This is a genomic window from Sedimentibacter hydroxybenzoicus DSM 7310 (assembly GCF_013403245.1).
Taxonomy (GTDB): domain Bacteria; phylum Bacillota; class Clostridia; order Tissierellales; family Sedimentibacteraceae; genus Sedimentibacter; species Sedimentibacter hydroxybenzoicus.
Map to the genome: position 1 here is coordinate 86,067 of NZ_JACBNQ010000008.1, position 15,238 is coordinate 101,304.

Below are 15,238 nucleotides of genomic sequence, written 5' to 3' on the forward strand. Positions count from 1 at the left end.
CCCATTATTATTTTTTTATTTTATTTATTTAAAACCTCATAGGTTATAAATCAATGGATATTTCCTTATCACTCTTTATCAGCATTGTCAGCCAGCCAATTTTAGACACCTTGTATTTTATTGTTCCCCTTATGTCCTGAGATTTTACCGGCTCAGTATCGGGACTCTGGTTATTATCGCCCTTTGTTTTAAATTGAAGTCCATTTTCTTCTGTATTGAGGATATCTATAATTCTATGTGAAATAAATATGCCGTCTCTTTGAAATTGAATTACATCATTAACTTTGAGATTGTTTATATCCTCAATGCCGGTTATTTTTTCGACTAATATTACATCTCCCGGCTTTATTTCAGGCTCCATGCTGCCCGTAACTATTACAGATGGATATATTGGGAAAACTCCTACCGCAAACCATATCATTGCTATGGATACTATGCTTGTAACAATCCAGCTCAATATATCATCATCTTCTTTTTGCTTTTTCTTTAGGGCAATACCTGAATAAACAGAGTTAAAAGTCATCAGGAAAAAAATCGGGCATAAAATACCTATCAGTGCCGTGTTTATCCATTTCAGGTTTGGCAATATGGGCGACAGCCAGTGAAACCCTTGAATTATGCCTAAATAAATAATCGATACCGATGGTCCTCCTAAATAAACCAAGTATGTAGCAAATAAATTATGTGAAAATTCCGGCGCAAAATACTCTGCTGCAAACTGTACTGTACCTTCAATATTGCTTAATCCCAAATATTTATTGATTGAAAAACTTGTAAAGGTCATCAGCAATGCAATCATTATAAAAACAAAATAGTTTTCTTTTTTTGTAATGCTGTTTACTAAGTAGCTTCTTACGAATTCTCCGCCTGTTAACAGAGGAACTACATATATTAAATTTTTAATTATACCAAGTAGAGAATGACTGTAGGGACTTTTACCAATCCCGCCAAGCAAGCCTGCCAGTAAATTTATCAAAACATAGGCTACTCCAAAGATGAATGCCCATAGATATATGAATTTTTTATGACGCAACTTTGCTGTTGGTTTAATATGCGGCATCTGCCATATAAAGACAGCCACACCGAACCATAATAAAGGTTTTATAACATATGTGAACAATGTGCCGCCAATAAGTGATGCAGCAGGCGAGTTTTCAAGTATGTATATGGACATTGTCAACATTATCACGAGAATACAATTTTTATACGAAGCTCTCGTAGGTATAAATTTAGTTTTCCTCTGCTCCATCATTTAGTCCTTCCGGTTCGTCGTTTGTATCTTTTGATTCATCGTTTATCTGCTCCTGCTCCTCGTTTGTCACATCCGATTCATCCTTTATATTGTCCGGATAATCCTCTGTCTCTTCCGGTTCGTTATTTATTTCGCTTGTTTCGTCCGGCTCGTCTTTAGTCACCTCAGATTCATCTTTTGTTGGCTCTGTTTCATCATTCGACTCTTCTTTAATATTCTCTTCCTCATTATTTTCTTCTGATTTGACATCCGTCTTATCTTGTTTTTGTTCTTGATTTATATCTTCACCTTCTTCAATATTTTCAGATTTTTCAGGTGATTCGTCAATTTCTTCTTTTAATTTTTCTTCTAATAGTTTTTGTTCTTCTAATAATTTCTGCTGCTCCTCATATGCTTTTTGCTGCTCTAACTGGGATTCAAGTTCTTTCAATTCATCTTCCATCTCAGCTAAAACATTCGGATCAGGAACTACCGTTATGTTTCCTTTAATATACAGCTTATCATTCCATTTACCAAACCCAACAGATAACAGCATTATTGAAATTAAAGCGCTGATAAAAATTATAATCAATTTATTTTTCATACTTTACCTCCGTACGGTCTGATACTATAATTCTTGTTCGAAGTTAAGGACATACTCAAATCTATAATTTCTTTTATTGTCGTATAATCTTATCTTTGCTTCCAATTCATTTATAGCTTGCTCTAAATTTGAAATTTCACCACTGATATTGGAAAAGGCTTCATTAAACTGCCTTGCTTCTTCATAATTACTGTCAGGATTTATTTTAAGCTCAAAATGCTCTATGTAATTTTCATGTATATTCAGATTTTTTCTTTGCTTGCCGGAATATTCGTTTAATTCTGATATTTCATTTTCAGCATCTTCTTCTAAACCGGAATATCCCGAAGGTATAGTTCCTTCATCAATAATTTTTATTGTAATATCCTTATTAAAACTCGGATACACTTCACCGGTTATATCTAATACTCTACCCCCTTGGGATAGTGAATAAAATAGTTCACCGTCTTTAAATTTATCTTTTGTGTTATCTAATAGAAAAACTGATTTTATAAAACCTGTTTTCATAGATACATTTATTTTTGTGCCGTCATTCCAGGCAGCATATCCTATTCCCATAATGCTCAATGATATAATCAGCGATATAAAAATAAGTTTTTTTCTTATTAGCTTACTTTTAATTCTTTTTGACATATTTGCCCACTCCCTGAAAATATTTAGTCATATTGACTACAAAAAAGCTGCAAAATTGATATTTTGCAGCTGAACGGTCATAACATATAAATGTCTTAGACTTCATGGCTTTGCGTCCCTAGCTTTCGATAGGTTTGCCCTCGTTAATTTTGATATAATATATTATGTTATAAAATTATATATATTATACAATTTGTTCCTCATCTTCCATTAAATTTATAAATAATTTGGATATGTATGGATCAAATTGCTTTCCTGCCTGATTTCTTATTTCATTTAATGCCTCATACTTGGACATTAACGATTTGTAAGGTCTGTCATTAACCATTACGTCGTATGCATCGGCGATTGCGAAAACTCTTGCAACGATAGGAATTTCGTTCTCTTTGAACAATCCCGGATATCCCTTGCCGTCCCAGCGCTCATGATGAATCAATATAAGTTCATCTATGGGTTTTGCATCTCTGAATTCTCTTGCTATATAGTAGCCGATTTCACTGTGCCTCTTTACATTCTCCCATTCTTCGTTGTTGAGGGAGCCTTCTTTTTGCAATATGGATTTGGAAACTCCTATTTTACCTATGTCGTGGAACTCGCACAAAAGTCTTAATTCCTCTTTTTCGCTGTCTGATAAATTAAGTGCATTTGCCATTAATAATGTCAGGGTTTTTAACCTCTCGTAATGGGACCTTGTTTCATAGGTTATTTTTTCTAATCTGCTTTTAAGGAATTTTATCATTGAAAGCTTTGCTTCCTTACTTTCCTTAAGCTTCTTAAAATACATTCTGTCTTCTGCTTTTTTTATTATTTTATCAATATCTTCATCTGCTTCCGTCTTCGCTGCAACTCCGAAGCTGATGCTTATTTTTACAAAATCCAGAGGATTGCTCTCACATTTTGATTTTATTCTGTTTACTATTTTACTTGCTGTTTCTTCTGACGTCTTAGGCAGCATAACAATAAATTCATCGCCGCCGACTCTGCTGATTATATCCTCTTCTCTGAAGGATTGAGTCATTATTTCGGCTGCTTTTCTTAGTGCCGCATCACCCATTCCGTGACCGAATGCATCGTTAATCAGCTTAAGACCGTTTATGTCTCCCATAATTATACTCATAGGAAGCTGTCTTTTTGTATCCAGTCTCTGAAGCTCTTCTTCAAAGAAATTTTTATTGTACAAGCCTGTAAGCTTATCTCTGTAATACAGCTTCTCTTTATCTTTAAAATAAATAATATTATTTTTCAGCTTATCCGGTTCTACAGACTCGTGACTATTTTCTTTAACCTGCGTAATATCTGTATAATATAAAATCATTTGATTTTCCTTGCCTGAATTATCGTAAAAGATATTTATTAAGTATAATCTTCCTAAATCCTTGATAAAAGTATCAAACTTCAATTTAATGTTGGGTATAACGCGGAAATATATCTCTTTAAAGCAAAGCTTTTCCGCATAATCAACAGCTATGTCAGAAAATTTCTTCCCTAATATCATACTTGAATCAATATCTGTCATTTTTTGAAATTCATCGCTTACGTAGTCTAATATATAATCAATAAAATTACCTTCGTTGTTGTAAATTATATTAAATTTTAAATAAAAATCATTTGGTGAATATTCCATCTCCTGCTTTTGCTCCCGCATGTTAATTTGCATTTAATTATATTTCATAAGAATTACATTTTTGTTTTTTAATAATTACTTATTGATTTTATTTTAATTATATTTTGATTACAAAAGGATGAGATTCCTCGCTGACGCTCGGAATGACAAAATAAAAAAGCCACTGTTGTGGCTCGGATTGATGGTTTATTAATAATTAGTTATTACGTCTTCTCTAAATAAAGGCTGAAAAACAATTTTCACTTCGTCCTTTTTTATTTCTTTGCATTTTTTTATTTTATTAAATATCCTGTCTATAATTATGTTGATACCGTCTTCTTTTACATTATAAAGCAATATAAGTATTTGATTTTCATTCCAAAATGAAAATACATCCCCTTTTCTCAACGTCTTTTCCAACAATGATGACCATGCGGTACAACTTTTTTCGCAAGAAGAATAGTTAATTATACACAAGTAATTATCTTCGTTTTTTCTTATTGATTTTCTTTTTTCTAAATTATATAACACCTTAAAATATGCTAAATCGCAATGCAGAGCACCATATATAAATTCTTCGTCAAGGTTGTTTTTTATACCTGAAATATCAATATCATTATTTTTGAAATTTAAATTTTGTATCTTATCTAAAAATCCGGTAAACTGCTCTGATGGTTTTGTATCCAACTCTCTTTCCAGCAATTTATATGCATATTCGTAGTGATTCAGGGCCGCTTTGCTTTGTCCTAAGTTAATCATAGCTTCCATGAGGTTTTCATGTATGAGCTCATCATACGGCTCTATTAATAAAGATTTTTCGCATAAAGAAATTACTTTTTCATAATTATTGTTAACCTTTAACAATTCTATAAGCTTCAACAATGTTTTCTGATACAATCTTTGATAATAGTTTCTCGTAGGAACAAGCCATACCTCGTACGCATTATCAGATAAATATGCACCCTTATAAAGCTCTATCGCATTTTCATAATATTGAATTGAATTTTGAGTATTATTTTCTCGCTCGGTGTCACCTTTCCTGATAAGTTCTTCAAATTCATCTATGTCTATAACTATATTTTCTCCTAAATCAAGGCAATAATAACCGTTTTTAAAATTTAAATTTATATATTTGGATTTATCTTCATCATGTTGGACAAAGGATTTGATAACTTTTCTCAATCTGAATATTTGGGTGCGAAGTATGTTTTTTGGGTCGTCTGAGTCGCTTTCGGACAATAGATTATCAATGATATTTTCAGGCAACAGTTTTTTATTTCTGAATGTCAAAAAATACTCAAAAAGCTTGTACAGCTTATATGTACGTTTAGATTGCATAAGAATGGAATTACCGTTTGATTTAATGTCAAACTCACCAAGTGTGTTAATATAGAGCTTCATAAATTACCCCCATTGCCCTGTATTACAATTTATACCATTATATACGTTTGTAAAATTTTTTTCAACAAAATTATATATTATGGATAATTATAATAATTATTAGCTGTAAAAATTCATACTCATATATTAACACTTAGTTTTTATTTTTCATTGACTATTTTGAGATTTCTTAATTTTTTATATATTATTTATTATCTATCAATTCGTTTATAAACAACGAAGGTTTCTCCGGGACTGTAATGTTTAGTATCTTCTTAGCTCTCGTCATCCCAACATAAAATATTCGCCGTTCTTCTTCCAGTAATTTTTCATAATTTTCATTTGTCGTATTTTTTCTGTCTGAAGGAAATTCACCGTCAATGTTATCTATAATAAATACGCGGTCGTATTCTAATCCTTTGGCACTGTGTATTGTTGTAAGTGTTACATTAGCCGAAATATTTTCCGAAGCTTTTTTTATAACGCTCTGAAGATTTTCTATTTTTTCTGTGAATTCTTTTATATTGCTGCAATATGAGCCTATTTCCTCCAATATTTCTAATATATGCAATGAATTAGATAAATTATTTCTTCCTTCATCCTGCATTCTTTCCAGATAGTTAATATACTCCAGTTCAAGCTTGATAAACCTGACAGCATCGTTAGGCTTAAGCTTATTGATATAGTTTATGTCCGTCTTGAATTGACGGATTTTATCGTATACATAGTAGTCAAAATATTTGTAATTATCCAATATATCAAATACCGTTAAATCGTCTCTGGGGCTGTCCGTAACAATTTTGCACATACCCTTTGTAAAATAGGTGTAGCTTTTATAATAAATCCTTGAAAATGCACCTCTGTCCTTCGGATTCAGTGCAAGATTCAGAAACGACAATACGTCGTATAATACGGGACTGCTGAAGAACTTGGACTTGTCCTCTTTTATATAAAAATTGATATTGTTTTCATATAAGTTATTGGCTAATATCATGGCTGAAATATTGTATCTGAACAGTATACCTACAGTTTCCTCTTTAATTTTAGCCAATTCCCGGGTGATGTATTTAGCCTGCTCAGACCTGCTGTTAACCTTAATAATATTTATTTCGTTTTCTTTTTTGTTGTCCGTACTAATTTCCTTTTTATATCGCTTTTTATTTTTCTCTATAAACTTTTTAGCACCTTCTACAATATTTCTGTCCGACCTGTAATTATTATCTAAATAAAAAACTTCTCCGTCCTTATATACGTTTTTAAAATCAAGCATAAAATCCGGATAGCTGCCCCTGAAAGAATAAATTGCCTGGTCATCATCACCGACCATAAATAAATTGTTGTCAGTTATAAGCTTTATAATTTCATGTTGTATTCTGGATGTATCCTGCATTTCATCTATTTGAACGTATTCATACAGCCTTTTAATATTTTCTCTTCGATTGCTTGAATTGGAAAGAATTTTATATGCATATAAAAGCATGTCATCAAAATCTATAAGCTGCTTTTGTGACTTGTACAACTTATATGCTTCATATATTTTATCAAAGCCCTTTATTTCAATTCCGTAATCCTTATATTCCGGCGGATCAATCATCATGTTATTGATAAAGCTTATAGCTGACGAAAGATTTTCCACTTCTTCATCACTTATATAATTGTAATATGAATTAGAATAATATGATTTAAGTATTTCATTCAATGCCTGATAGTTATTTGTAAGCAGCTCAAAATTAACGCCTTTTCTTTTAAAAAAATCCCTGACAATTTTATAAGAAAAGGCATGTATGGTTAAAAAATCCGTTTTATTTTTGTGTGAATCTCCGAAAAATGTATGAAATCGGTTATACATGTCTTTTGCGGCCATTTTTGAAAATGTTATAGTCAGAATTTTGCTGCCGCACTTGTTTTCATACAAAAGACGCCCGGCTCTTACAGTAGTAACGGTTGTCTTACCTGAGCCGGCGGTGGAAAGCACCAAAGCATTTCCTTTATCAAAGGAAGCCGCTTTTATTTGTTGATCATTTAATTCTATGCCATTAAAGCTTTTCAATAAATCAAAATATTCCATGTTACACCTATGTAATTTCGTTACAATTTTATATGCCTGTTTATGTATTAAAGCCCAAGAGGTATTGCGCAGTCTCATCCACCAATGTATTTACTCCCTTTGGTAATATACATTGGGATTTCACTGCGAATGACCTGCCGCTATTTTTTAGAAAAAACACTCTAAAAAATAGGGTTAGGGCATCTCCATTACTCTTTCAAATACTTCTGCGGCTCTTACTCTGACGGGAGTGCACCCTTCTGTTATACTTCTATGGTGCTGTTTAATTGTCACACAGTCCAATGACCCAAATTCTTTTTCGAACTCTTCAACATATTTTTTAGTTATTTCTTTCATTTTTTCGTTATCGCTCGGTCTGTCTTCCGTAAACATTACTCCAATTGCAGATAAAGCTCCTAACAGAGCTCCGCAGGTGCATTCGGACTGAAGTCCTCCCCCAAAAGGACACACAGCCTTGATAAACCTGTCATCAAGCCCTAGTTTATATTCTTCATTTGCTGCCATTAACAATGCTTCCGCACAATTTATATGGTACTTGGGTCTTTCTTCTAAGGGATATGATAATTCTGATTTGCTTATTTTATCAACTATTTCTTTCATATACGGCCCGCCTCTACATAAAGAATGTAAGCATACTCATAAACGCTGTTAATATCATTCCGCCTGCTAATACCAAGCATACGATTCTTTTAAATGTATTTGCTCTTTTATATTTGTTCATAAATATCCTCCGAATTTTTGATAATATCTATTTTGATAATATATATTTTATCATATTTATTATCAATTTAACAGCTTGAACTTTTCTTAATTTATATTTTTTTGTATTCTTAATTTATTTTTCAGGAAATTTGATATATAATCTATATAAGGGAAGTGGGACACACCTTTATGGATAGAAACTCTTTGAAGATGCACCACAAAGGAATGTCTCCGTCAGGTGAAGAATCTCGTTGAAATGACATTTTTCTCAGGATTACGTATCGAGGTGACAAATGATTGCTAAAATAAAGAAAATCAAATATAAAAAGCTGCTATTTACTTCATTGGTATTTTTAATGATTTTTATTGCAGTGTCAATAATGGAGATGATAATTGAGCCAATGGGTTATTATCATCCCGATTATGAAAAAACAGATATTATCCCTATATTAGAAAAAGCTGAATTATCTGAAGAAGATTACAAGGAGCTGTTTTATCAAACCGGCTTAGGCAAGACGGCTCTGGATGAATATTTAAAAGATGAAGATAACGGAAAAAACAAAATTCTTCAATTTCAAGAGAATTTTTTCAGAAATAATAATATACTTTGTGAGTCTATAGGTATTATCACCAGTCAGGAATCATTGGTGAATGAAGAAAATAAGCCGATATACGGCTTTGATCTGGCAGACTACAAAAATGGTTACGTCCTTATAACAAAGGCAACCCATTCACTTGGATGGAGACATGGACATGCAGCGATAATAACGGATGCGGAAAATATGGAAACATTGGAAGCGGTAATTTTAGGAAGCAATACAATGCTGCAAAATATAAATAAATGGAGAGTCTATCCTTCGTTTATGATGCTCAAATTAAAGGATGCTTCGCAGGATGAGCTTGACGAGATATCAAAATTCGCAAAGGAAAGCTTAAATGATATACCCTATGGATTAACAGTCGGATTGACGAGTAAAAAGAATCCGAATCCTGAGGATATAAGCAGCACCCAATGCTCTCACCTGGTCTGGTATCCGTTTATGCAGCATGGCTTTAATATCGATTATGACGGTTCATGGCTTGTAACACCTAAGGATATTGCTAACAGTGATTTATTTGAAGTAGTTCAGATTTATGGGGTAAACCCGGAAGATATATGGCCGTAAAAGGTATGGGGACACACCTTTAGTATAGGGGTAGTCCTTGAAGGTAAAAGGAATGTCCCCAATTAAAAAATGAGATCCTTCGCTAACGCTCAGGATGACTCTTGTGTCATTCCGAACGCAGTGAGGAATCTCAGTTTTTTTTTGGTTATAACTAAATACTATATGTCTTCGTGTTCCGCACAATTACATTCATGTTCTTCGAAATCATCGTCGTAGTCGTCATCGTATTCATCATCGAAATCATCATCAAAATCGAAGTCGTAATCATCATCTTCATCGATTTCCAAGTCACTGAACAATTCTTCTTCAACTGTTGATAAATCTTCATCTAATAAATCTAAGTACTCATTAACTTCATCTTGTTCTTCTACTATGTCATTCATACCATCAGCTATTTCTTCGATAACATCCATTAAAGCATTAAACAATTTACCTTCTTTTGAATCTGGTTTAACGTCTAAGCCATCAGCTAAACCTCTCAAATATGATATTTTTTCATACAAAAAATCCATGTTATACCTCCTAGACTCTTGATAGATATTCACCTGTTCTGGTGTCAATCTTAATTTTATCGCCTAACTCAACAAAGAGCGGCACGTTAACCTTAGCGCCTGTTTCAACTATAGCAGGCTTATTTGCACCTGTGGCAGTATCTCCCTTGAAACCGGGTTCTGTTTCAACTACCTCCAACTCAACAAAATTCGGTGCTGTTACTTCAAATGGTTTACCCTCATAAAATCTCATTTGGGCAAATTCATTTTCTTTAATATAAATAATCGCATCAGCTACCTGATCGTGATTTAAAGGAATTTGTTCAAATGATTCCGGATCCATAAAATAATACAGTTCTCCATCATTATATAAATATTGCATATCCTTTGTTTCTATTCTTGCCAGCGGGAATTTCTCAGTAGGGTTAAAGGTCTCTTCTCTTATAGCTCCTGTTACTATATTTTTTAATTTACTTCTGACAAAAGCCGCGCCTTTACCAGGTTTAACATGCTGAAAATCTACTATTTGCCATAATCCGTTATTCCAGGATATGGTTATACCCTTTTTAAAATCACTTGCTGTAATCATTGGTGTCTCCTCCTTATGTATATTATAACCAGCTGATTGCTGCTTATTCCACTATAATTGTTCGTCCCGTTGCAACAACAACGGTAACTTTTTTAGATTTATTCAATCTTGTATCAGTTATCTCAAAGGTTCCGGGGTTTATGGGAGTTCCGCTTGAATTGAAATATAAATCCCCATTACCATTATAACTGATTGTGTATCTGTTTTTTAACTTAACCGATTTCAGCACTTTATTATTATTTCGTGAATTAACTATGTAGTAACTGTGTTTAATAGAATCTACGCTTATTTTATAGCTGTTTGAAGGATTTTTCATAACTTCCGTCTGAATATATCGTACATCTCTCAAAAGCTCTTCCAAAGAATTGTCTAAATAGCCAAAATCATTTGTAATTTTAGGAATACTTAAGCTGATTAGTATCCCGATTAAAGAAAATACTGTAATTATTTCAATAAGAGTATAACCTTTTTTATTCATTGTACTCCCTTAGGACATAATCACTCATCCCATTTTATAAATTAATTGAATATTTGTCAATGTTTTCTTGAATTTATGTGCCATATTTTTAGCTTAATCTCATATAAATAAGCTGCGATGCATCATACTCTTCATCACCCTTGACTAACACAACGGTAACTTTGAGCCCTACTGCCTCTGCAAATGATTTTCCATCCGGATATGGTTTTATTTTCAACTCTCTTACATAAGTACCCAATTCATCGTATGCAGAATCACCTGATTTTCCTTTGCCGTAAAATATCTTAATGCCTTTTACTTCAAAAATATAACATTGATTGGCTCGTTCTCCATATCTTAAGGATATCTTTGATACAATCTGCTCCTTTTTTGAATTGGTCTTACTGTTTATATACGAACCGTCTAAAACCAATTCAACCTTTTTAGATTCCATGGCTTTTTCAGAAAAAAAGTTTAAAATATATTGAGCATGGAACTGAAGCTCGGAATTATTTTTTATTTTTGTGATATTGTTCATGTTGGCAGTAAAAAAGGTCATAATTAATACAAGAATAAATGAGGTCATTGCCAGGGTTATTAATAGCTCAACTAAAGTATATCCTTTTTTACATTTCATAACACACCTATCCTTCATAAATCAAAGCTGCTTAAATGAAACAATTCTGAAAAATCAAGTATGCCTGCTTTTATATCTGCATAGCAGGGAATTAAGATAACTAAATTAACGTTCAAGCTTTTTTCAATCCCTGCATCTGATACATATGTTGATTTTACATGTAATGTCAGTTTTTCATCCATAAAAAACAAATCGTTATAATTTATAATCTTTATCGAAGGATTCCCGCCATTGTTTATCGTGCTTGCTGCTCTGTTTATTACATACAATTTATAATTATTTTTAAACAGAGATTCGGCTACGGCAATATCATCAGGATATAATTCAACATATTCATCTGTCTTGTTTGCAGAATCCGCACAAGCACGGCATATTAGATCACAAGCTCTCAATGAAGCACTGTTTATACCGTCTTCAGACAAATAAAAAGCCCTTTTTATATTGCTGTTTGTTTTTTTTATTTGATATTGTGAAACAGCAATGCTTAGGGTAGTTAAGCTGATTGAACTTATGATTGCAATGATGATGACCATCAATATCAAAATCGATCCTTTATTCTTATTTAACAATCATACTCCCCCTCAAGGTGTTGATGACCTCACCGTTATCTAATATACTTATATCTATCACATAATAAAAAGACTTTTCGGGCACTATTCTTACTTCATACCCGAATTCATTATCATTCTGAGATATTGTTCTTTCATACGAACCGGTATTGCTGTCGTAAATATAATCTTCGGTGTCAATACCGGCTGCCTTTATTTCTTCCATGCAGCTTTGCGCAGCTAAAAACGATTTGTACTCCCTATCACTTTCATAATTGACTTTAGCTGCAAATACCAGAATGGACATCAGAGGTACCGCAACCATGCCGAATATGGATAGAGTCAACATTACTTCAAGCAATGTAAAGCCCTCATTATTTTTCATAAATAAATCCTCACTCAATTAAGATACTCATATGACCCGGTCTCTACTTTGATGTCATTCGCTTATACTCTAAGTGAAATAAAAGTTCAGTCCTACTACCGCATTGAACCTGCCGCCGCCTCCAAGTACAAATACATTGACGCTGCTTACAGCAGCATTGAACCCCTTGTTTTTAACATCATCCATAAAGCTCAGCAGGCATTCATATGTGCATTCAAACTCAATTTCCGACACAAGTACTTCTTCAGCATCACTTTCATGATAAAGTCTCATACTATTTATTTCTATTGCGTTATTTTCGCACAAATCATTTATAAAAAGCATTGCTTCCTCAGGATAAGAACAAATTTTGTCATAATCATATGCAGCTTCGTCAGTCAAGACTGCATTTTTGCCCATATATATTTCTGCTGCACAAATATTATCATGCATATTGTGAAATTGTTCCTTTACATCCCTATATCTGGTAGCGGGCTTTGTAATTCCTGCATGAACCTCTGAAAATACGCCTGAATATATCAACATAACTGCTATACACGGAACAAGTAATATTAATACTTTTCTTAAGCTTAAACTCCTTATTCTTTCTTCATCCTTCATTGCTGTACACCTTTCAATACACAGTGGATCGTATACTCGTATCCACTTTCAGAGTCGTCTTTTCTTGACACCTCATCTACAAAAACATCTTCGATTACGCTCAACTCTCTGAGATTACTAATAAATACGGCAGCTTCCTCAATTGAGTATGATGTGCAATACGCACTTACCCCGGCAATTCCAACATGAATGGAATTCAAATATGTATTTTTCGGAAGACTGGAAAATATGCCCCTGAATATTTCCGAATCAGCATAGCTTTCTTCTTTTATTTTATTTTGCAGAGACTCTATATCCGTAATTCTTTTTTCCTTACTTTGTGATTCAGCTTTCAATCTCTCTATTTCATTATTCAGCAGAATATTTTCTTCGTTTGTTATGTATTCCTTCATATATTCGTATTCCCTGTACAACTTAAAGACAAATACACCACTGATAATAAAAAAAAGTGACGATACAAGGATAACGGCTATAGATGCAGCAGTCCTGAAGTCACTTATTCCATAATATTTAGTTTTGTGAAGTTTGTAGGAGCCTCTTCCTTCATTAAATGCCGAAAGAACAGGCATAAAGCAACTACCGGCATAACAGGAAAGCTCCTGGGAAAATATCGGCGGCTCCGTAACTATTTCCAGATCAGGCAATTCCGCAGACATTCTTTCAATGAAAGATGAGAAGCTTTCCTTGATTTCCGAATTGAATATATACATTCTGTTTATTTTACTTTCATTGTCTATTGACTGGTAATACCTTATGCACCTGATTATTTCATCCATACATGCATTTAATGGGCTTCCTGCTCCGACATAAGAAATTTCAGCAATTCTTGAAAAATCGGCCATACCTTTGTTCATAACCGTAAAGCTGATTCTTTTCTCTCCTATATCCGTAAAAGCAAGTGTATCTTCTTCCATACCCTTGAGCTTATTGATACAACTGCAATATATCTCAAAGCCCAGCGGTCTCAGCTTCGACTTTAAGGCAAGGTTTCTGTAGCTCTCAAGCAAATCCTCCGGGATGCAATAGATGACGTACCACGCATATTTTTCATTACTGCTGTCCAAAGCAGCCTCATAGTGTATCCTATAGTCAGCCGGATTAAAAGGCATCAGATGACTTAACTCATGCTCTATCATAGTTCTTATTTCATTTCTTTTTTTCAGTGCAGGTAACCTGAGTCTGCGTACAATTATGCTTTTGGAATTTATGACAAATACAGTCTTTTTAGTATTAATTCTGTTTCTTTGAAGTATTTTCCTAATCCTGTCCGACAGATAGCCCACATCCAAAATATTGCCGTCATCAACAACCTGCGGGATATCTTCACTCACACACCTGAATTTTGACAGTGTGCCCTTCCTAATCAAGGTCTGAACAATATTAATGCTACTATCATTTATTTCCACAGCCAATATCATTTTGTACTCCAATCAAATTCTACATTGTTATCGTATATTCATCCTTTATTTACAAATTATGGTATGTAGATTATATATAAACAGGCAAATTATGTCAAAGAATTTAATGTTAAAAAATTATAAAATGTGTTGCAGATATTTAAAAATGAAGAATTTTGTCGATTATTGCCGAGATATTAATAAAAGGTCGGCTATGCCGACCTCAGATTGATGACAAAGTCATCAAGATGATAGGCTGTGCCGACCTCTTATATTAATTTGATGAGTTTCTCATATATACAATCTGTTTAGCAGCGTATTCTTTATTGCCATTTTCAAGTATTAAGGTTATTGTAATCTCCCCGGCACCTGAGCTTTCAATATTAAGAGCTTTTACATAATTGCCGATTAAAACAGGGGCATCTGTGCCGTGCCGGTATCGAACTCTTTTGCCTGCTCCTTCAAATGTTATTTCTTTACCGTCAGGGTTTTTAAATTTAAATACACTTCCTGTATGTCCTTCAAATGATTCGGCTCCTAAAATTTTATCCGTCATAAAATTTATTATATATTGACTTTGATATTGCGCTTCCGACTCCGTATTAATTGCCTCATAGCTTTTAAAATTAGCGATGAAAAAAGACATAACAACAGAAATAACAATGCTCGCCAATCCAAGCACAACAATCAATTCAATTAAAGTAAATCCTCTTTTATCTCTCATTTCTTACCTCGCGGATGCCAAGG

At 33.3% G+C, this 15,238-nt stretch carries 17 protein-coding genes and 1 riboswitch; of the genes, 1 reads left to right on the forward strand and 16 read right to left on the reverse strand.

The genetic code is table 11. The features are described from left to right. Nucleotides 1–43 precede the first annotated feature (43 nt). The 7 genes from HZF24_RS08970 to HZF24_RS09000 all read right to left on the reverse strand — a co-directional run bounded on the left by HZF24_RS08970 (nucleotide 44) and on the right by HZF24_RS09000 (nucleotide 8,119). On the reverse strand, nucleotides 44–1,252 hold the full coding sequence (locus tag HZF24_RS08970; protein WP_246346018.1) for a signal peptidase I: 1,209 nt from the start codon (nucleotides 1,250–1,252) through the stop codon (nucleotides 44–46). Continuing rightward, the gene (locus tag HZF24_RS08975; RefSeq protein ID WP_179237980.1) at nucleotides 1,230–1,835 is read right to left on the reverse strand and encodes a hypothetical protein; all 606 of its coding nucleotides are present in this window, start codon (nucleotides 1,833–1,835) and stop codon (nucleotides 1,230–1,232) included. Before HZF24_RS08975 ends, HZF24_RS08970 begins: the two co-directional genes overlap by 23 nt. Nucleotides 1,836–1,859: 24 nt before the next feature. Next, complete coding sequence (locus HZF24_RS08980; protein WP_179237981.1) at nucleotides 1,860–2,468, reverse strand: hypothetical protein; 609 nt, start codon at nucleotides 2,466–2,468, stop codon at nucleotides 1,860–1,862. 61 nt (nucleotides 2,469–2,529) lie between these two features. Beyond that, nucleotides 2,530–2,617, reverse strand: a riboswitch (cyclic di-GMP riboswitch). Nucleotides 2,618–2,652: 35 nt separating this feature from the next. Further along, entirely contained in the window at nucleotides 2,653–4,092 is a 1,440-nt protein-coding gene (locus HZF24_RS08985; protein ID WP_179237982.1) for an HD-GYP domain-containing protein, read from the reverse strand. Nucleotides 4,093–4,281: 189 nt separating this feature from the next. Then, nucleotides 4,282–5,472, reverse strand: a complete 1,191-nt coding sequence (locus HZF24_RS08990; protein ID WP_179237983.1) for a bacterial transcriptional activator domain-containing protein — start codon at nucleotides 5,470–5,472, stop codon at nucleotides 4,282–4,284. A gap of 184 nt (nucleotides 5,473–5,656) precedes the next feature. Beyond that, nucleotides 5,657–7,519, reverse strand: a complete 1,863-nt coding sequence (locus HZF24_RS08995; protein WP_179237984.1) for an ATP-dependent helicase — start codon at nucleotides 7,517–7,519, stop codon at nucleotides 5,657–5,659. Between the two features lie 174 nt (nucleotides 7,520–7,693). Beyond that, nucleotides 7,694–8,119 (reverse strand): C-GCAxxG-C-C family protein, encoded by a 426-nt coding sequence (locus HZF24_RS09000; RefSeq protein WP_179237985.1) that lies wholly within the window; start codon nucleotides 8,117–8,119, stop codon nucleotides 7,694–7,696. Nucleotides 8,120–8,514: 395 nt separating this feature from the next. Here HZF24_RS09000 and HZF24_RS09005 point away from each other — a divergent pair, with 395 nt between their 5' ends. Further along, nucleotides 8,515–9,387: a hypothetical protein gene (locus HZF24_RS09005; protein WP_179237986.1), complete on the forward strand. Its 873-nt coding sequence runs from the start codon at nucleotides 8,515–8,517 to the stop codon at nucleotides 9,385–9,387. Between the two features lie 158 nt (nucleotides 9,388–9,545). On the opposite strand, the gene HZF24_RS09010 is transcribed toward HZF24_RS09005, so the two are convergent. The 9 genes from HZF24_RS09010 to HZF24_RS09050 all read right to left on the reverse strand — a co-directional run bounded on the left by HZF24_RS09010 (nucleotide 9,546) and on the right by HZF24_RS09050 (nucleotide 15,215). Further along, nucleotides 9,546–9,899, reverse strand: a complete 354-nt coding sequence (locus HZF24_RS09010) for a CD1247 N-terminal domain-containing protein (RefSeq protein WP_179237987.1) — start codon at nucleotides 9,897–9,899, stop codon at nucleotides 9,546–9,548. Between the two features lie 10 nt (nucleotides 9,900–9,909). Continuing rightward, nucleotides 9,910–10,467 carry an elongation factor P gene (gene efp / locus HZF24_RS09015; RefSeq protein WP_179237988.1) on the reverse strand — a complete coding sequence of 186 codons (558 nt, stop codon included), beginning with the start codon at nucleotides 10,465–10,467 and terminating at the stop codon, nucleotides 9,910–9,912. Between the two features lie 43 nt (nucleotides 10,468–10,510). Then, nucleotides 10,511–10,945 carry a prepilin-type N-terminal cleavage/methylation domain-containing protein gene (locus tag HZF24_RS09020; protein WP_179237989.1) on the reverse strand — a complete coding sequence of 145 codons (435 nt, stop codon included), beginning with the start codon at nucleotides 10,943–10,945 and terminating at the stop codon, nucleotides 10,511–10,513. A gap of 88 nt (nucleotides 10,946–11,033) precedes the next feature. Further along, nucleotides 11,034–11,561: a type II secretion system protein gene (locus HZF24_RS09025; protein ID WP_179237990.1), complete on the reverse strand. Its 528-nt coding sequence runs from the start codon at nucleotides 11,559–11,561 to the stop codon at nucleotides 11,034–11,036. Nucleotides 11,562–11,575: 14 nt separating this feature from the next. Continuing rightward, nucleotides 11,576–12,130 (reverse strand): hypothetical protein, encoded by a 555-nt coding sequence (locus HZF24_RS09030; protein ID WP_179237991.1) that lies wholly within the window; start codon nucleotides 12,128–12,130, stop codon nucleotides 11,576–11,578. Continuing rightward, nucleotides 12,120–12,494 (reverse strand): type IV pilus modification PilV family protein, encoded by a 375-nt coding sequence (locus tag HZF24_RS09035; RefSeq protein ID WP_179237992.1) that lies wholly within the window; start codon nucleotides 12,492–12,494, stop codon nucleotides 12,120–12,122. The genes HZF24_RS09030 and HZF24_RS09035 overlap by 11 nt, the downstream gene beginning before the upstream one ends. 69 nt (nucleotides 12,495–12,563) lie before the next feature. Further along, the gene (locus HZF24_RS09040; RefSeq protein ID WP_179237993.1) at nucleotides 12,564–13,094 is read right to left on the reverse strand and encodes a hypothetical protein; all 531 of its coding nucleotides are present in this window, start codon (nucleotides 13,092–13,094) and stop codon (nucleotides 12,564–12,566) included. Continuing rightward, nucleotides 13,091–14,512, reverse strand: a complete 1,422-nt coding sequence (gene pilM / locus HZF24_RS09045) for a pilus assembly protein PilM (RefSeq protein ID WP_179237994.1) — start codon at nucleotides 14,510–14,512, stop codon at nucleotides 13,091–13,093. The genes HZF24_RS09040 and pilM overlap by 4 nt, the downstream gene beginning before the upstream one ends. Before the next feature lie 253 nt (nucleotides 14,513–14,765). Beyond that, nucleotides 14,766–15,215 carry a prepilin-type N-terminal cleavage/methylation domain-containing protein gene (locus HZF24_RS09050; RefSeq protein WP_179237995.1) on the reverse strand — a complete coding sequence of 150 codons (450 nt, stop codon included), beginning with the start codon at nucleotides 15,213–15,215 and terminating at the stop codon, nucleotides 14,766–14,768. Between the last annotated feature and the right edge of the window lie 23 nt (nucleotides 15,216–15,238).